Source organism: Pseudomonas citrullilanati (assembly GCF_030580855.1).
Taxonomy (GTDB): domain Bacteria; phylum Pseudomonadota; class Gammaproteobacteria; order Pseudomonadales; family Pseudomonadaceae; genus Aquipseudomonas; species Aquipseudomonas citrulli.
Genome location: NZ_JAUQOP010000002.1, coordinates 207,120 through 224,836, shown reverse-complemented (window position 1 = coordinate 224,836; position 17,717 = coordinate 207,120). Strand labels below are relative to the sequence as shown.

Below are 17,717 nucleotides of genomic sequence, written 5' to 3'. Positions count from 1 at the left end.
TCAGTCATCTCCCTCTAGGCGCGTCACGCGCACAGTGACCGGTTGGCCCAGGCTCTGCGCCAAGGCGTCTTCGAGATGTCCGCTTCGGCTCGACAACCGCGCCTGTGCTTCCTCGCTTTCGCCACTCAGGCCGATGTCCCAGGCGCAGCCACCGTCCAGCCGTCGTGCCTGCACCTTGATCCGTCCCAGGTGCGGCAGGTGCAGCAGCAGGTCCAGTTGCGGGTCCTGGGTGGCGCGCAAGCGCGGCGTGAGTTGATCGACAAACGCCTCCACGTCACCGCCGTCCAGGCCCACCAGGCCTGACAGCGAGCCCGCCCCGGCGGTGTCCTGCTGCGAGCCGCCGTCCGGCGCATCGACCCATTGGCGAAACCAGTAACCATCGCTGCGGCCGATCGCGGCCTCGGGATCGCCGTCGGTACGGGGCGCGGGATCGCGCGGCGCCGGGCGCGTCAGCCGGCTCACCTGGGCCGGCGGCTCATACCCGCGAAACGGCGGGTGGGCCGGCGCTGCCGGCGGCTCGTGGCGAGGGATCGGCTCATGCCGTAGGGGACGTTCATTCATCGCAAGGTTCCTGCGCCAGGCGCTCCATCAGCGCCTTGAGTTTTTCCAGGTCGCGGCGGCGCCCGCGCAAGCGCTGTTGGGCCGCCTCAGTGTCCTGTGCCTGCCGGGCCTGGGCAGCGTCCAGCGCCTGCACGCCCTGGGCTTGCTCGGCCAACTCGCCCATCAGGCGGCGTTCCTGGGTGCTCCAGGCGTTCAGCTCGACCACACTCAGCGCCCGCCCGCGGTGCTCGTCGCACAACGCCGCGCGCTGCACCGCCTGGCGCTCACGGGCAGCCTGCCATTGCGCCCGCGCCGCCGTGGCTTCGGCTTCGCGCTCACGCAGCAGGTCGCGGGCCTGTCGCCACGCCCGTTCGGCCTGCGCTTCGCGGTGACGGCGCACCGGCGCCAGGGCATCCAGATCAGCTCGGGACATAGGCGGTCAACTGTTGCAGGTGCGCGAGGGTCGACGGCCAGGGTTCCGGCTCGCGCAGGTCCTGGCGCAGGAAGGCGTCCAGGGCGCCGCGTGATTCCACCGCCAGGTCGGTCAGCGGGTCGGCGCCGGCCTGGTACTCGCCCAGGCGCAGCATCAGTTCGATCTGTTCGTAGGCCGACAGCAATCGACGCAGGTTGATACCCGCCCGCAGGTGCTCCGCCTCGGCCACATTGGCCAGGGTGCGCGACAGGCTCGCCAACACATCGATGGCCGGGTAATGCCCGCGCTCAGCCAATTTGCGCGACAGGACGATGTGGCCGTCGAGCAACGAACGCACTTCGTCGGCCACGGGATCGTTCATCGAATCCTGTTCGATCAGCACCGTGTACAGCGCGGTGATGGCCCCGCCATCGGTCAGCCCGGCGCGCTCGACCAGGCGCGGCAGCAGGCTGTAGACCGAAGGCGGCAGGCCGCCCCGGCCCAACGGCTCACCGGCGGCCAAGCCGATCTCACGCTGGGCCCGGGCAAACCGGGTCAGCGAATCGATCAACAGCAGGACGCGCCGGCCTTCGGCCCGGAAGCCTTCGGCCAGCGCCGTCGCCGTGAAGGCCGCGCGGGCGCGCTCCATGCTGGAGCGGTCGGAAGTGGCGCACACCAGCACTGCCCGGGCCCTGAGCTCGTCATCGAGTTCGTGATCGAGGAATTCGCGCAGCTCGCGTCCGCGCTCGCCGATCAGGCCGAACACGATGACGTCGCAATCGACGTTGCGGGCGATCTCCGCCAGCAACGTGGTCTTGCCGCAGCCGGCGCCGGCGAACAGCCCCACGCGCTGGCCTTCGCCGAGGGTCAGTGGGCCGTCGATGGCCCGCACGCCGGTCGTCAGGGCGTGTTGGATGCGAGGTCGGGCGGTGGGCGCGGGAGCTTCGCCAATCACCACCGAGGCATTCAGCACCGAGGCGTCGGCAAACGCGCCGGCGCCACCGTCCACCAGTGGCCGGCCAAAGCCATCCAGGACCTGGCCCAGCAGGTGCGCGCCCACCTGCACCCGATGCGGCATGCCCAGCGGCTCCACCGTCGCACCCACGCGCACGCCTTCCAGGCCACCCAGCGCGCTGAGCAAGGCATCGTGCTGGTCGAAGCCGACAATCTCGGCGAGCAACGGCTCACGGCCATCGCGCTCGACCCGGCACAGGTCGCCGATCTGCGCCTCGGGCAGCCGGCATTGCAACAGGATGCCGTTGACCCGTTGCACCCGCCCGCGCACCGCGACCGGCGCGAACCGCTGCAAGCGTGCCCGTTGCCCGGCCTCCCAGGCCTGCAAGCGTGCCGCCGTCGCGTGGGTCATCACCAGGTCACCTCGTAGCGCTGGTCGCCCTCGAAGGTCACCTTGTCGTTGCCGATGGCGGTCAGGCGCAAGCCATCGATCTGGTCGCCGAGAAACAACCGGCGGCCGTCGGACGTGACGACATGACCGCGCTTGCCCCCCACGATCTGGGCGATCTGGAACGGCAACTGCGACAGGTGTTCGCGCACATCGGCAGTGACCGGGACCGACGTCTCGTAGCGCTCGTTGAAACGCTCCACCAGGCGCTCGACAACCGCCACGCGCTGGCGTGGCAGCTCGCCCACCAGCACCAGCCGATCGTCCCGCGCCTCGACCTGCACCTGCGCCGCCAAGTCGCGCTCCTGCAGCATGCGGTCGAGCTCCAGGCGCGCCGCCGCGACGTTGTCCAACGTCACCTTGCTGCGCTTGAGCGATGGGGCCGCAGCCGGCGCCACGGTCTGCGCCGGTTGGCTGGTAAAGGCCCAGGCACTGGACGCCACGGTGATCACGGCGGCGGCGATGGCCAGGCGCCGCAGCCACCAAGGCCGGGCAGCGGGTTTCGGATTGTCCGGGCCGCCCGCCGCCGGCATGGCCTCCTCCAGCGTCGCGTCCTGGGGCCATGGCTGGTCGGCCGGGGCGAGGCACAACCAGATGCCGGCGACCACGAAAGGCGCATTGACCGCCAGCGGCGCCGTGGCGGTCCACGGTTGGCCCTGGGCATCGCACACCGTGCCTTCCAGCAGTTCCAGCCGCCATTGTTCCTCGATCCGGCCCACGCGTACGTGGCGGGCGCAGACGCCTGGATCGTAGAGCGCCAGGTCGGCGTCCTCCGCCGCCCCGACCACCCATTCGTCGCCCACCAACGGCAAGGCCGCACCCCGGTGCAGACCACTCAATACCCGCAGCTCGAACATGGCCAACTCCTTCACCTGTCTGAGGCGGGACGCACGAAGCGCCCGCCCTTGTTATTTGCGCCAGGCCATCGCATGCACCTGGACGCCACCCGTGACGCGGCTGGACCGACGGCGGTCAGGCGGCGTCCTCCACCCGCAGTTGTTCCTGCTCGAGATCGAAGCGGCCCAGGACGTTGACCTGGGCGTTGCTGTTCAACTCGCTGTAGGCCAGCACCGGCACGTGATTGAACTCGTCGCGCAACAGGTCGCGCAGCGGTGCCCGCAGGTCCTGGGCCACCAACAACACGGCCACGCGCTTGGCGCGCAATGGAAAGCCTTCGCGCAACTGCAAGACCAGCGCCCGGGTGTGCCCGCTCTCCAGGGCAAAGAAAGTTTCCGTCTGCGTCTGGCGCAGCGCCTCGCGCAACAGCGTTTCGGTTTCCGGCGTCAGCAGCCAGGCATGCAGGCCTTCGGCGTCGCGGTACTGGTGATAGATCTGCGACTTCAGGGCGATACGGGCGTAGTCGGTCAAGGCGCCGACATCCCGTTCGTGCTGCCCGTGTTCGATCAACGATTCGGCGATCAGGCGCACCGCGCGCAGCGGAACCCCCTCCCCGGCCAGGCGTTGCAGCACCGCGGCGAAACGCGCCAGCGGCATGGTCCGTTGCAACTCCTGGACGAGCTCCGGCTGGCCGGCTTCGAGCCAACTGAGGATCGACTTGCTTTCCTGGAGGCCGAGGAACTGCGGGCCGGTGGCGAACATGGCCCGGCTCATCCGCTCCACCAGCAACTCGGTCGCGGACACCGTTTCCACACGCTCGTCGGCCAGCAGCGGGTCGTCGGGCAGCAACCATAGCCACTGTTGCTCGTCGCGCGCCTCGCTGCCGACCTGGGCGTCCCGCGGTTCGAACGGCAGGGGCCCACGGGCCACGGCCATGCGCTCGCTGAAGGTGGCGCGCAGCATCGGCACTTCATGCACGCAGAAGCGACATTCGTCGTCATCCAGCAGCGCGCTGTATTCGATTTCAAACGGCGGCAACGTCAGGCCGAATCCAGCCACCAAGCCGTTGCGTTTCTTGCGGATCGCCTGGATCGCTTCTTCGGTGGCCGGGTTGCCTTGCATGACCTTGGAAAACTGCAAGAGATAGGCGCGGGTCGGGTCGAAGCTGCGCAGGTCTTCGGCGCCGTTGTGCTCGGGGGACACCGTCTCCGGCGCGTGCTCGCCCTGCCGCGCCTGCCGTGCGCGGGCATACAACTGGACGATCCCGGCGGTCCCGGTGATCAGGGCGATGACGATGAACACCAGCGTCGGCATGCCCGGCAGTGCGGCGAAGCCCAGCATCCCCACCGACGCGATCACCCAGGCCTTCGGTTCGGCGGTCAACTGGCTGGCGATTTCCTTGCCGACGCTACTGCCCGCCGGCTGCCCTTCCGGCGACACCCGGGTAATGATCATGCCGGCGGTGAGGGAAATCAGCAGTGCAGGAATTTGCGCGATGAGGCCATCGCCGATGGTCAGCACGGAATACAGGTGCATCGATTCGGAGGCGCCCATGTCGTGCTGCATCATGCCCACCGAGAAACCGCCGATGAGGTTGATCACGACAATCACCAGGCCGGCGATGGCGTCGCCCTTGACGAACTTCATCGCCCCGTCCATCGCCCCGAACAGTTGGCTTTCCTTGTTCAGTTCCTCGCGCCGGCGTCGCGCTTCGGCGACATCGATCAAGTTGGCGCGCAAATCGCTGTCGATGGACATCTGCTTGCCCGGCAGCGCGTCCAGGGTAAAGCGCGCCGCCACCTCGGCGACACGTTCGGAGCCCTTGGTGATCACCAGGAAGTTGACGACCGTCAGGATCAGGAAGATGACCAGCCCGACCGCCAGGTTGCCCCCGACCACGAAGTTGCCGAACGCCTGGACGATATGCCCGGCGTCGCCCTGGAGCAGGATCAGCCGGGTGGTCGCCACCGACAGGGCCAGCCGGAACAGCGTCGTCAGCAACAGCACTGCCGGGAACGAGGAGAACGCCAATGGGCGTGGCAGGTACAACGAGAGCACGATCAGCAGGCAGGAGATGCAGATGTTGACGGCGATCAGCGCATCGACCACCGGGGTCGGCAGCGGCAGGATCAGCATGAACACGATGCCCAGCACCACGAACGCCCCGGCCACTTCGATGCGCCGTACCGCCCCGCTGGCGACTTTGTTCAACAGGGCGATCATGAGTGCACCCCCACGACCGGCGCGGCGGTCTGCCCGCGGATCTCGCCGCGGGACCGTTCATCCAGAAGCACCAATAGATTCTTCAATGCGCCCTGCCGACTCTTGGCGTCACGCCAGAGGGCCAGCGGCAAGCGCTTGAGCATCGAATACAAGCCGTTCAGGGAAACCAGTTGATCGCGCTCCCGCTCCCCGCCGAGCTCCCGCCCGATGCGGCGTACTTCGGCCGCCGACAAACCACTGGCCGCCACCCCGAGCATGCGCTGGAGCAACAGCACCGCCGTGAGCTGGCTGGCCGGGCAACTGCCCGCCAACTGTTCCAGCAACTGCCGGCAGCTGTGCAACACGCTGCCGAGCTGGGTCGAAGTGGCCAGGCCGATTAGCAGCGTGCGCAACTTGGCGGTGGGGCTCGATGGGGTCTGCGCAGCGATGTCGTCCGCCAGGGCCCGGCGCATCATGTCCAACCCCGACACGAAGGCGGCTTCGCCGAACAGGCCGAGCAATGCCTGCATCATGGTGGGCAGGGACTGCTTGAGCACCACGGTGTCGTAGTAGAGCCGGCGCACCGCCTGGCGCAATTGCGGGTCGCCGCCCGCCGCCCGCAATGCCTCGGCGATGTTCATTCCGGCCTGGATCTGCGCGCCGTATTGTTCGCGCAGCAATTGCAGGTAATCGCGGGCACGCCGGGCTTCGATCCGCCGGCCTTGCGCCTCGGCCTCGCGTAACACCGCTTGCAGGATCAGGTCGGTGCGGGCCGGGTCCCCCCCGGTGGCTTGCACCACGTCCTCCAGCACCGGCTCGCTGTAGAGCAGGGTCCCGGCCTGGGCCGCCATGGCACTCAGGCTTTGCTTGCCGGGATGGCCAAGCTGGTCGTACCACTCTTCCAATTGCTCACGCGTCTCGACCCGCGCCTGGCCCACTTCGCTGCGGGCGTTGCGTATGCGCCGCTGGCTCAGGGCCTTGGTGTTGCGCTCCACGTGATGGCTGAAGGTCATGCCGACCTCCTCCATCGAATTGGACTGCACGGCCTGCTGCGTTTCGACAGGCTTGCCCAGGCCCGCCACGGCCGAAGCGGCCTGGGCGAGATTGACGGCAATGCGCATGTTTGTCGGTGCTTCTACTTTCATGATGACCAGGGACGTGGTTTCGGACGCTCAATAGGTGGCAGCGCTCCGCTGTTCGGTTCCATCCGTGCCCAGGGTGTTTTCCGGCCGATGCCAGGGACAGGCGAAGTGGCCCTTTTGCACCGGCCGGGGCGGTGCAAATTATTGCAGTGGCGCTCGGGCCCGCTGTGCACGCCCCTGCACAGATAGAGCCAAGGCTCTAAATAAAAAACCTTATCTATCAATCAGATAAACCATAAAACCGGCTTGGCACAGGTCCTGCTGATAGGGGTTGTCGACATCCGATCGACGCTATGCACCTATTTCAGAGGGATTCATCGATGAGCAGTCTGAACCTCGTGTCACCCCCGAAAACCTCCTCGCCAGGCATGACCTTTGGCGAGGAGCGCAAACTGCGTCTGTTCGTACAAAAGCGTGTGCTCAACCAGGATGACGCCGACGACCTCATCCAGCTCACCTACCTGGAGGCCTGGCGCAACCAGGAGAAATTCAAGGGGCTGGCAAAGCCGGACACCTGGCTGTGCGGGATCGCCCTGAACCTGATCCGCAACCATTTCCGCCGCTACTACGCGCAGCCGCCGCTGAGCACATTCGATGAGAGCGAGTTCCACGAATCCAGTGACGACGTCGACCTGAGCGAGCTGTGCGACAACCGTCGGCTGCTGGACCGCACGCTGTCGGCCATGGATGCGCTGCCCAAGGACATGCGCGAGACCTTGTGGACCGCCGTGGACACCGAGAGCAGCTACCGCGACGCCGCCGAACGGCTGGGCGTGCCCATCGGAACCGTGCGTTCACGGTTGTTCCGTGCCCGCGAACAACTCAAGAGAAGCGTCTATGGAGAAGCCCGATCATGAGCACCAACCGCTTGAACAGCCGACCCGACCTGCCCCAGGGGGTACGTCGCTACACGCCCGACGACTTGCCGGTGATGACGGATATCTTCAACGAAAGCGCTCTGGGGGGCACCAGTTCCCCCGTGCTCAGAGCGTTTTCCCTGAAGGAAATGACCTTCTTCGTCGATTGTTTCGTCAAGGAGGGCGATCCGATCTATGTGCTGGAACGCGGGGGCGAAGTCGTCGCCTGGCTGATCGTCAATCGCTTCAGCTGGGGTGCCCAGGCCTGTCGCTTGACCGGCGAGGTGTCGATCTACGTGCGCCACGACCACGTGGGCAGCGGCGTCGGCATTCGCCTCGGCCAGGCCGCCGTCGTGTTGGCCAGGCGGTACGGCTTCGAGACGCTGGTGGCCTGGATCATCGAGCATAACGAAGCCAGCAAGCGCGGCGTGCAAGGCTTGGGCGCGACGCAATGGGGGCGGTTTCCGGGCATTGCCCGATTCGCCGACACCCGTGCCGATGTGGTCCTGTACGGCTTGCACCTGACAGCGGACGCTTCAGCCCACGCAGGCGCACGCGCGCAGGAGGCGCAGGCGATCCCGGCGTAACGTCAGGGCTCGCCCGGCAGGGTTGCCGGGCGGGCCCCACCCACCCGGGCCCGTCAATCCACCGACCAGCGCACGGGCAAGGCTTCCGGCCCCCTGAAGTTGGGCACATAGCGCCAGCGCACGGCGTCGGGCGCCACCGCCAGTTGCAACCCCGGGCAGCGCCGGAGCAGGGTGTTCAGCGCGATTTCCAGTTCCTGCCGGGCCAGCGAGGCGCCCAGGCAATGGTGGGTACCCTTGCCGAACGACAGGTGCGGGCAGGCCGGGCGCGTGATGTCCAGGGTATCCGGCCGGGCACACAGCGCTTCGTCACGATTGGCCGAGCCCACCACCGCCATCAATAACTGCCCGCGCTGCAAGCGTTGTCCGGCCAACTCGGTGTCCCGGGTGACGAAGCGGACCATGGCCCGCTCCACCGACGAGTCGAAGCGCAACAACTCTTCGACGGCAGCGGGCATCAACCCGGGTTCGTCGCGCAATTGAGCCAGTGTCTGGGGATGCTGCACGAGCACGTGCACCGCATTGCCGATCATCGACGCCGCCGTCTCATGCCCGGCGATGATGAGCAGGGCGATCATGCTGCACAGCTCGCTGCTGCCAAGCACGTTGCCCTCTTCCTCGACCTGCACCAGCGCCGACACCAGGTCGTCGCTGGGCTGCGCCCGACGCTGTTCGATCAAGGCCAGCATGTAGGCCGCGAACTCGCCGTAGCAACGCTGCAGCTTACTCAAGTCGTGCCCGACCTGCTGGACGATCATGTGGGACCAGCGGCGGAAATCGTCCCGGTCCCGGGCGGGAACGCCGAGCAGTTCGGCGATGACGATGATCGACAAGGGAAACGCGTACTGGCTCACCACGTCCATCTGCCCGCCCGGCCCTACTGCGTCCAGCAACGTCTCGGCGACCTGCTCGATGCGCGGGCGCATGGCATTGACCGCCTTCAGCGTGAACGCCTTGTTCACCAGGCGCCGCAAGCGGCGATGGCGCTCGCCGTCGCGGTTGAGCATGTGGTCGTTGAGAAACGCGATGGACTGTTCGCCGCCCATCATCGCCGCGAACTGCGGACTGATCCGGGCCGGGTCGCGGGCAAAGCGCTCGCTGTCCAACAGCACCGTCTCGACCTCCCGGGCACCGGTGACGTACCAGATCGGCAACTGCCCCTGCGGCTGGCTGAGGAACACCGGCGCGGTCTCGCGCAACGCCGCATAGTGCCGGTAGGCCGCGCTGCGAAATGCGTCGCTGTTGAAATCGAGGCTGTTGAAATCAAGGGTGCGCTCGTACGCCATGGGCAGGCTCCAAAGACAGGTTCGTTGCCACTGAGTGGCCCGGCGTGGGAAAAAGGTCCATCGACCAGGCCTCGCAAACCGGTGAACCGTTTACACCGCCGCGCTCACTCAGGAGTGACCTTCCCCCATTCCTGGAGCTGACATGACGCGCGCACCCGTAGTCCATGGCCATTGCGACCCTCGCTTCGAACCGGTCAGGGCGGCCTTTATCGAACTGATGCAAAGCCCCTTCGAACGCGGCGCCGCCCTGTGCATGCAGATCGACGGCGACACCGTCATCGACCTCTGGGCCGGCCAGGCCGGGCCCGAACCCGAGCGCCATTGGCAACGCGACACCCTGCTCAACCTGTTCTCCTGCACCAAGCCCTTCACGGCAGTGGCGATCATGCAACTGGTGGGCGAAGGCCGCCTGGCTTTGGATGCACCGCTGTGCGAGCACTGGCCGGCCTTCGCCGACGCCGGCAAGGCTTCGATCACCCTGCGCCAGGTGCTCTGCCACCGGGCCGGGTTGCCGGCGTTGCGCACACCGTTGGCGCCGGAAACCCTGTACGACTGGGACACCATGGCGCAGCTGATTGCCAGTGAACAACCCTGGGCCGCCGCCGGCGAACGGCAGACCTATTCGCCGCTGCTGTTCGGCTGGATCCTGGGTGAACTGCTGCGCCGGGTGGATGGCCTGGCCCCTGCGCAAAGCATCTGCCGCCGGGTGGCCGCGCCCCTGGGGCTGGACTTTCACCTCGGCCTCGACGACGCGACCATGGCGCGCTGTGCCTACATGGCGCGGACCAAGGAGGACATCGACGACGACGCCTTCGGCCGGGTGCTCCACGACGTGCTCACCGAACCGACGGCCATGAGTTCCCTGGCCTTCGCCAACCCGCCGATGGTGCTGGGACGCAGCAACGAACCCGGCTGGAAACGCATGACCCAACCGGCCGCCAATGGCCACGGCAACGCGCGCAGCCTGGCGACGTTCTACGCCGGCCTGCTCGACGGGCGCTTGCTGGAATCGCCGCTGCTCAATGAAATGCTGCGTGAACACAGCGCCGAGTACGACCCGACGCTCCAGACCCCGGCGCGCTTCGGCCTGGGCGTGATGCTCGACCAGCCGAACGTGGCGAACGGCAGCTATGGCATGGGCAGCGAGGCTTTCGGCCACATGGGCGCCGGCGGCACGGTCGGTTTTGCCGATCCGGAGCGCGGTGTCTCGTTCGGCTTCGCCTGCAATACCATCGGCTCCTACGTCTTGATGGACCCCCGCGGGCGGCAGTTGGCCAACGTCGCGACGGCCTGCCTGTAACGGGCCTGGCCAGCGCCTCGCCCCGGGCAGGGGCGGGCGTTGTTCACGCTCCCGGGGGCACGCTGGCTTCGGCGACCTGCGTCCCGACCGCGTCGGTATCCGGCGCGGCGACCCGTTGCTCTTCGTTGCCCGGCACACGGGGTTGCGCGGCCCTGGCGATCAGGTCCGGCTGCGCACTCAGTCGGCGCGAGGCCGCCATGGGCATCAGCAGGCGCCCACTGGCCCGGCCTCGGCCCGCCGGATTGAGCATGCGCAGTTCTCGCTCATGCACACCGGACAGCGCCGCCAGGTGCGCCAGGTCCACCGGCTGCGCCAGGGCAAGCATCTGGAAATACGGCTGGTCGGCAATGGGCACCAGGTCGACGCCGTAGTCCGCGGGCGCATTCACCAACTGCGACAGGGCCAGCAACCGTGGCACGTAGTTCTGGGTCTCGCCAGGCAGCGACAGGTCCCAATAGTGGGTCGCCAGGCCCCGGGCCTGGTTACGCGTGATGGCATCGCGCACGCGCCCTTCCCCGGCGTTGTAGGCGGCCAGCGCCAGCAGCCAGTCGCCGTCGAAGTAGTCGTGCAGGTAGGACAGGTAATCCAGGGCGGCGCGGGTGGAGGCTGGAATATCCCGGCGCTCGTCATAGTCGGCGCGCTGCTGCAACTGATAACGGCGGCCCGTGGCCGGGACGAATTGCCAGAGGCCCATGGCTTGGGCGGGCGATTGCGCGTTCGGGTTGAAGCCACTCTCGATGGCCGGCAACAGGGCCAGTTCCAGCGGCATGTTGCGCTTGCTCAACTCACCGACGATGAAGTGCAGGTAGCGACTGCCGGCGCGCCCGGTCTGGGTGAGAAAGGCCGGGCGGTCCATCAGCCAGCGGCGCTGCTCGTCGATGCGCGCCACGCCCCGGGTCTTGGCCTGCAACGAAAACCCCTGGCGCATGCGCGCCCACAGGCTACCGTCGCCCTGGGCGGACACTTCGTCGATCTGGACGATCGTGTCCGTCGGCGCCGGCGTGCGCCAGCGCAGTTGCGACCGATAGGGTTCGTTGGCGGAAGGATCGCCGATGGTCAACTGGGGTTCGAGGTGCTGGCACCCGTACAGCAAGGTCCCCATCGCCAACATGGACAACCCCCGGGGGACGAAGCGAAGGGCCGGCGAACGTGAAAGTGAACGGGACATGGGCGATCAACCTTGAATGAGGTGGCGCCAATGGGTGGCCGATCCCTGCCCGGCGGTTCCCACCCGGGCGGCACGACAACGCGCGTTGGAACCGAAATGCCGCCGGTGTCACTCACGAGGGCAGCAGGCGCTCGTCGCGCCTGGATGACAATGCGAGGTCAATCATGGCGTCACCCACCTATTGCAAGCTGATCGATCAGCTCTGTGCCCTCACGATGATTCCCACCCCGTCGGCGTTCTACGAACAGGCGAACCTGTCGGTCAAGGAGGTCGACTTTTCCCTCAAGCACACCCCCAGCGTGGGTGAAGGCGACGTGTTCATCTACGCCAGCTTCGGGCCGCTGCCGACAGCCAATCGCGAAGCGGTCCTGCAACGGCTGCTGGAAACCAATCTCTACCTGCTGAGCGGGCCGTTCTGCCCGTCCCTGTCCTACAACCGCGACAGCGAACTGGTGATCCTGATCGGCCACGTGCCCCTGGACAACCTCACGGCCGAACGCCTGCTGGGGCTCATGGGCGGCATCGCCGACATGGCGCTGATCTGGCGGGAGGGCTATTTCTTCGACGGCCCCAGCCCGAACGACGCCGCCAAAGCCACCCCGCACAAACCCACCCACCGCAGCAACGGGCTGAACAACGCCCTGTCAATCTAGGAGAGCGCGACATGCCAGATTTATCCGTAGGACGAAGCACAAGCTCGGCGGCGTTGCCCCAGGACGACCGAATCACGCCGATAGGGACCAGCCTGTCCGGCCAGGTCCGTCCTTCCACCACGCCGCTGGTCCCGTATCACTTCGAAGGAAAACCGAGCGATACGACCCAACAGACCCTCAGGACCCGGCAACAGCGCCTGACAGGGATGGTCAACACCCTCGGCAAGCGAAACCCCGACAGCGACCCCATCGGCTATGCACGTGAGCATATGAGCCTGGAGGCCAAGATCCTGGGCTTCGCGCCAGGGACCAGCTACCAGGATGTACAGAAGCAGCTGGTCGAACTCGGCGGTACCCCCCACCCGATGCTGTCGGGCCAGGAAGAAACCGTCGAGTTCGTCAAGGACTTCAACGAATACCTGGGCAAGAGCGACAAGGACAAGAAAGAAGACGGCGGTTTCAAGGCCGTCTGGGACAAACACTGCGGGCGAGTGGGCGATACCCTCGGCGCCTACCATTCGTTGTGCCAGGAAGTCATCGAAAACACCCCGGAAGGCGAGGATCGTACGAATCTGCAAAGCAGCCATGCAGCCTTCCGCGGTTACGCCAAAGGTGTCATGCACGCCATGACGCAAGAGCTGCCCACGCGCTTGAATACCTTCATGGAAAGCCGCATCGAGCATGCGCGCAGTGCGATGAACAACGAGAGTCTGTCCCAGCCCGAACGGGACCAGGCGACTTCCGAACTGAACCAACTGATCAAGGTTCAGGTGGAGTTCGAAGAGTTGGTGGAAAAGGAGGATGACAAACCCAGCGAACTGGCGACTGCGACGAAGAAAAACGAAGTGCTGGACACGGCACTGAAGAACGTCGGTCGCCAGGACTATGTCGCTGACCTCAAGACCCATAGCGGATTCCTGACAGGGCTGGCGGTATTTGCCGATGCGGGCATCCCGCAAGGCTTCGCCTCCTCGGCGCACTTCGGTGCCAGCACCGCAGCGATCGACGAGCAGCTCGCCGGTACACACCTCGCAGCCCATGCCGCGGGTACATCGGCCGTCCTGGGAGCGGCCCATAAAGTGGTCAGCGACAGCGCTCGTCCGATCATCCAGACCATCGTCGATAAAACCATCGGCAGTGGCCTGGAGAAGGTTGATCCGCTGGCGGTGTACCCCAAGGCCCTGCAGACGGTCACGGTGGATGGCCGACGGGTCGCCAACCCTCAACGCGAGACGCTCGACAGGACGCAGGAAGACAAGCGCACCGGTTTCCTGCTCAAACAAAACGCCAATAACTTTGGCACCATCAGCGGCGACTTCACCGGCTACCTCGCTTTCGGTGCGGCCCACGCGGTACGCGAAGCCTTGAATCAATTCTCCAGCGTGAATGCTTCGGGCATCGGCGCCCGTAGCCTGGCTTCCGCCGTCGGCGGCGCTTTCATGGCTGGCGGCCAGGCAGTGGCCAAGTACTCCCAAACCCACGGTGACGAGAAGATCCCAACCTATCGGGTCAAGAACGAAACCCGCGAATGGAAAGAGCTCCTGCCCAAGGCACTTGCCGAATCGAGCAAAGTGCTTCCGATCAACATGACCAATATCAGTGACTATGCCAACCGAATCGTTGGCGTCGGTGCAGGCATTACCATGCGCACCGCCGTGGGAGACGCCGCTGCGCCAGGGGAAGATGCCGAGACGCTGGAAAAAATGCAGCAGATCATCACGACGTTCTTCTCGTCGGGCCTGACCCTGCTGCCATTCTTCGCCAACAGCGTGGCGGCACCGCTGGAAAACAAAGCGCTGAACGACGGCACCGACGACTTGACCGCACGCGCGAACGTCCCGTGGCAGAACGTCACGAACCCAAACCGGGACACCCTGCCCCATACCCAACCCCCGGGTGCGAGACGCGTCGCCGAGAACGCCTACCACGTCACTCGCGGCGCGTCCCAACTGGTCCCGCAAGCCACGGTCGCCGGGCTTAACGTGGGTGCAGAGTGGATCAAGAGCGTGACGACACGGCCCAAGGAGACCGGCGGTGGCGACACGATGGAGCTGGCCGAACGAGGCGAAGCGCCAGCCAAGGGCGGGCCGTCCAACGAACCGGCACCTACCACCCGGCCAAGCTGAGAACCCGCCGGGCCATCCTTCGATGGCTCGGCGATCACCGACTGAAACCTCCCTCCCATCACCGGTCGCGGGAACCTCCTGCGGCCGGCCCTCCTGACACACGCCGACTGACATCCCTTGCACCTCGACGACGGCTCGGGGTGATTGCTTCAGCCATCGACGATAGCCTTGCCAGGCCTGGGATCGGTCGCCGCTCGCTGTCCGAGATTTTCCAGCGCCCACACGCCGGCTCGCGGGCCCTCTGGAGAAAATCCCTCCAATGGACGATGCGCCAGGAAGCGACCCTATGCTAAACAGGCAACCAACAGCGAGACGATGGAACGCTGTCACCCGAATAAGGACTCACCATGAAACGCACCCTCGTTGCCTTCCTGTCACTGGTCGTCACTGCGGTCATCGTCGCCGGCGGCTACCTCTACAGCAAGCAGCCCACCCGCCAGGGCACCGTGCAGTTGCAAGGCCTGCAGGGCTCGGTGACCGTGCGCTACGACGAGCGTGGCGTGCCGCACATCCGCGCCGAGAATGAAACCGACCTGTACCGCGCCCTCGGCTATGTCCACGCCCAGGACCGACTGTTCCAGATGGAGATCATGCGGCGCCTCGCCCGTGGCGAGCTGGCCGAGGTGCTGGGGCCGAAACTGCTCGACACCGACAAGCTGATGCGCAGCCTGCGGATCCGCGAGCGGGCCGCGCGCTATGTGGCGGAGCAGGATCCGCAAGCCCCGGCGTGGATCGCGATACAGGCCTACCTGGACGGCATCAATCTTTACCAGGACAGCCACGCCCGGCCACTGGAGTTCGACGTGCTGGGTATTCCCAAGCGCCCGTTCACCGCCGAAGACACCGTGAGCATCACCGGCTACATGGCCTACAGCTTCGCCGCGGCCTTTCGCACCGAACCGTTGTTGACCTATGTGCGCGACCAACTGGGCGCCCGCTACCTGGATATTTTCGACCTCGATTGGCAACCCCAGGGCGCGCTCGGCGACGGGCGCAAGGCGGGCTTGCCCCTGGCCGCCGCCGACTGGCAAGCCCTCAACGCCCTGGCCGGCCAGAGCGAACAGGCCCTGGGCGAAAACGGCCTGCCGCAGTTCGAAGGCAGCAACGCCTGGGCGGTCTCCGGCAGCCGCACCCACAGCGGCAAGCCGTTGCTGGCGGGCGACCCGCACATTCGCTTCTCCGCGCCCTCGGTGTGGTACGAGGCGCACCTGTCGGCACCCGGTTTCGAACTCTACGGGCATTACCAGGCGCTGATGCCCTTCGCGACGCTGGGCATGAACAAGGATTTCGGCTGGAGCATCACCATGTTCCAGAACGATGACCTGGACCTGATTGCCGAAAAGGTCAACCCGGACAATCCCGAACAGGTCTGGTACCGCGACCGGTGGGTGAACATGACCCGCAGCGAACAGCAGATCGCGGTCAAGGGCCAGGCACCGGTGACACTGGTGCTGCGCCAGTCGCCCCATGGGCCGATCGTCAACGATGCCCTCGGTGCCAACGCCGGCAAGACCCCGGTGGCGATGTGGTGGGGTTTCCTGGAGAGCCGCAACCCGATCCTCGAAGCCTTCTACCAGCTCAACCGCGCCGACACCCTCGCCAAGGCGCGCGGTGCCTCGGCCAAGATCCACGCACCGGGGCTGAACGTCGTCTGGGCCAACGCCAAGGGCGATATCGGCTGGTGGGCCGCCGCGCAGTTGCCCAGGCGGCCGAGCGGCGTGAAACCCGGGTTCATGCTCGACGGCAGCAGCGCCGAGGCGGAAAAGGACGGGTTCTACCCCTTCAGCAGCAATCCGCAGGAAGAGAACCCGGCGCGCGGCTATATCCTTTCGGCCAACGTCCAGCCGGTGGCGGCCAGCGGCATCGAGATCCCGGGCTACTACAACCTCGCCGACCGCGGCCAGCAGTTGAACCAGCAGCTCAGCGACAAACAGGCAAAGTGGGACATCGAGACCACCCAGAAACTGCAACTGGGCACGACCACCGCCTACGGCCCTCGCCTGCTCGCGCCATTGTTGCCGGCGCTGCGCGAGGGGGTCAGCGACCCGCAGGAACGCAAATGGGTGGAGCAGCTGGCCCAATGGCCCGGCGATTACCCGCTCGATTCCATCAGCGCCACGCTGTTCAACCAGTTCCTGTTCAACCTGGCCGATGCGGCGCTGCGCGATGAACTGGGCGACGGTTTCTTCGACACGGCGTTGTCGACCCGGGTCATCGACGCCGCCCTGCCACGCCTGGCGGCCTCGGCGGATTCACCCTGGTGGGATGATCGCTCCACGCTGGGCACCGAAACCCGCGCCGACATCGTGAACATCGCCTGGCGCAAAAGCATCGCCCACCTCAAGGCCACCCTGGGCGAGGATGCCAGCCAGTGGCAATGGGGCAAGGCCCACACCCTGGTCCACGGTCACCCACTGGGCCAGCAAAAGCCCCTGGACCGGCTCTTCAACGTCGGTCCGTTTGCGGCACCGGGTACGCATGAGGTCCCCAACAACCTTTCCGCCCGGATCGGCCCCGCGCCCTGGCCGGTGACCTACGGGCCATCCACCCGGCGCATCATCGACTTCGCCGACCCGAGCCACAGTGTCACCATCAACCCTGTCGGCCAGAGCGGCGTGCCATTCGACAAGCATTACGAAGACCAGGCCGAGGCGTACATCGAGGGGTTGTATCACCAGGCGCACCTGGCCGAGGAAGAAGTCACGGCCAACACCCACGGCACGCTCAAGTTGCTGCCGGCCCGGGCGCCTTGACGGCCAGGGGGGCTGTTTTTTTCAGCGCCCACGCGCTTGTTCGCCAAGGATGGTCAAGACTACAAGGTTCAACACCCCCGTCCCCTTCTTGAGGAGTCAACGCAATGTTCAATAACTGGTCCGAACTGCTGCCCACCATCAAGTCCGCCTTCGGCGCCCTGGGCAAAAGCAACCCGAAGATGGTCAAGGCCTACATGGCCCTGGATGAAGCCGCCGCCGAGAACAACGTACTCGACGCCAAGACCCGCGAGCTGATCTCCATCGCGGTGGCGATCACCACTCGCTGCGACGGGTGCATCGGCGTGCACACCGATGCCGCCATCAAGGCCGGCGCCACCCGCGAAGAAATCGCCGCCACCCTGGCCACGGCGGTCTCCCTGAATGCGGGCGCGGCCTACATCTACTCCCTGCGGGCACTGGAGGCCCATGACGCGTTGAAAAAGTGAGCGCCGGGG

15 protein-coding genes are annotated in these 17,717 nt (G+C 66.3%); 7 read left to right on the top strand and 8 right to left on the bottom strand.

The window, feature by feature from the left end:
- The 6 genes from Q6A48_RS02535 to sctW form a co-directional block, all read right to left on the bottom strand.
- On the bottom strand, positions 1 to 561 hold the full coding sequence (locus Q6A48_RS02535; protein ID WP_304551720.1) for a type III secretion protein: 561 nt from the start codon (positions 559 to 561) through the stop codon (positions 1 to 3).
- Entirely contained in the window at positions 554 to 973 is a 420-nt protein-coding gene (locus Q6A48_RS02530; protein WP_304551719.1) for a hypothetical protein, read from the bottom strand. The genes Q6A48_RS02535 and Q6A48_RS02530 overlap by 8 nt, the downstream gene beginning before the upstream one ends.
- Positions 960 to 2,318: a FliI/YscN family ATPase gene (locus Q6A48_RS02525; protein ID WP_304551718.1), complete on the bottom strand. Its 1,359-nt coding sequence runs from the start codon at positions 2,316 to 2,318 to the stop codon at positions 960 to 962. The genes Q6A48_RS02530 and Q6A48_RS02525 overlap by 14 nt, the downstream gene beginning before the upstream one ends.
- Positions 2,318 to 3,211: an FHA domain-containing protein gene (locus tag Q6A48_RS02520; RefSeq protein WP_304551717.1), complete on the bottom strand. Its 894-nt coding sequence runs from the start codon at positions 3,209 to 3,211 to the stop codon at positions 2,318 to 2,320. Before Q6A48_RS02520 ends, Q6A48_RS02525 begins: the two co-directional genes overlap by 1 nt.
- Positions 3,212 to 3,326: 115 nt before the next feature.
- The gene (sctV, locus tag Q6A48_RS02515; protein ID WP_304551716.1) at positions 3,327 to 5,414 is read right to left on the bottom strand and encodes a type III secretion system export apparatus subunit SctV; all 2,088 of its coding nucleotides are present in this window, start codon (positions 5,412 to 5,414) and stop codon (positions 3,327 to 3,329) included.
- Positions 5,411 to 6,514, bottom strand: coding sequence for a type III secretion system gatekeeper subunit SctW (gene sctW, locus Q6A48_RS02510; protein ID WP_304551715.1), 1,104 nt, complete (start codon positions 6,512 to 6,514; stop codon positions 5,411 to 5,413). Before sctW ends, sctV begins: the two co-directional genes overlap by 4 nt.
- 341 nt (positions 6,515 to 6,855) lie before the next feature.
- On the opposite strand from sctW, the gene Q6A48_RS02505 reads away from it, so the two are divergent.
- Together Q6A48_RS02505 and Q6A48_RS02500 are read left to right on the top strand one after the other, a co-directional pair.
- Positions 6,856 to 7,392, top strand: coding sequence for an RNA polymerase sigma factor (locus Q6A48_RS02505; RefSeq protein WP_304551714.1), 537 nt, complete (start codon positions 6,856 to 6,858; stop codon positions 7,390 to 7,392).
- Positions 7,389 to 7,979 carry a GNAT family N-acetyltransferase gene (locus Q6A48_RS02500; RefSeq protein ID WP_304551713.1) on the top strand — a complete coding sequence of 197 codons (591 nt, stop codon included), beginning with the start codon at positions 7,389 to 7,391 and terminating at the stop codon, positions 7,977 to 7,979. The genes Q6A48_RS02505 and Q6A48_RS02500 overlap by 4 nt, the downstream gene beginning before the upstream one ends.
- Positions 7,980 to 8,032: 53 nt before the next feature.
- Here Q6A48_RS02500 and Q6A48_RS02495 read toward each other — a convergent pair whose 3' ends face one another.
- Positions 8,033 to 9,262 (bottom strand): cytochrome P450 family protein, encoded by a 1,230-nt coding sequence (locus Q6A48_RS02495; protein ID WP_304551712.1) that lies wholly within the window; start codon positions 9,260 to 9,262, stop codon positions 8,033 to 8,035.
- 142 nt (positions 9,263 to 9,404) lie between these two features.
- Here Q6A48_RS02495 and Q6A48_RS02490 point away from each other — a divergent pair, with 142 nt between their 5' ends.
- Positions 9,405 to 10,562, top strand: coding sequence for a serine hydrolase domain-containing protein (locus Q6A48_RS02490; RefSeq protein ID WP_304551710.1), 1,158 nt, complete (start codon positions 9,405 to 9,407; stop codon positions 10,560 to 10,562).
- A gap of 43 nt (positions 10,563 to 10,605) precedes the next feature.
- Here Q6A48_RS02490 and Q6A48_RS02485 read toward each other — a convergent pair whose 3' ends face one another.
- A complete protein-coding gene (locus Q6A48_RS02485) occupies positions 10,606 to 11,730 on the bottom strand; it encodes a transglycosylase SLT domain-containing protein (protein WP_304551708.1) in 1,125 nt (374 codons plus the stop codon).
- Positions 11,731 to 11,894: 164 nt separating this feature from the next.
- Here Q6A48_RS02485 and Q6A48_RS02480 point away from each other — a divergent pair, with 164 nt between their 5' ends.
- The 4 genes from Q6A48_RS02480 to Q6A48_RS02465 all read left to right on the top strand — a co-directional run bounded on the left by Q6A48_RS02480 (position 11,895) and on the right by Q6A48_RS02465 (position 17,708).
- Positions 11,895 to 12,383: a type III secretion system chaperone family protein gene (locus Q6A48_RS02480; protein ID WP_304551707.1), complete on the top strand. Its 489-nt coding sequence runs from the start codon at positions 11,895 to 11,897 to the stop codon at positions 12,381 to 12,383.
- Between the two features lie 11 nt (positions 12,384 to 12,394).
- A complete protein-coding gene (locus tag Q6A48_RS02475) occupies positions 12,395 to 14,509 on the top strand; it encodes a type III effector (RefSeq protein WP_304551706.1) in 2,115 nt (704 codons plus the stop codon).
- 347 nt (positions 14,510 to 14,856) lie between these two features.
- Positions 14,857 to 17,262 (top strand): penicillin acylase family protein, encoded by a 2,406-nt coding sequence (locus tag Q6A48_RS02470; RefSeq protein WP_304551705.1) that lies wholly within the window; start codon positions 14,857 to 14,859, stop codon positions 17,260 to 17,262.
- Between the two features lie 104 nt (positions 17,263 to 17,366).
- Positions 17,367 to 17,708, top strand: coding sequence for a carboxymuconolactone decarboxylase family protein (locus Q6A48_RS02465; RefSeq protein WP_014340738.1), 342 nt, complete (start codon positions 17,367 to 17,369; stop codon positions 17,706 to 17,708).
- Positions 17,709 to 17,717 lie beyond the last annotated feature (9 nt).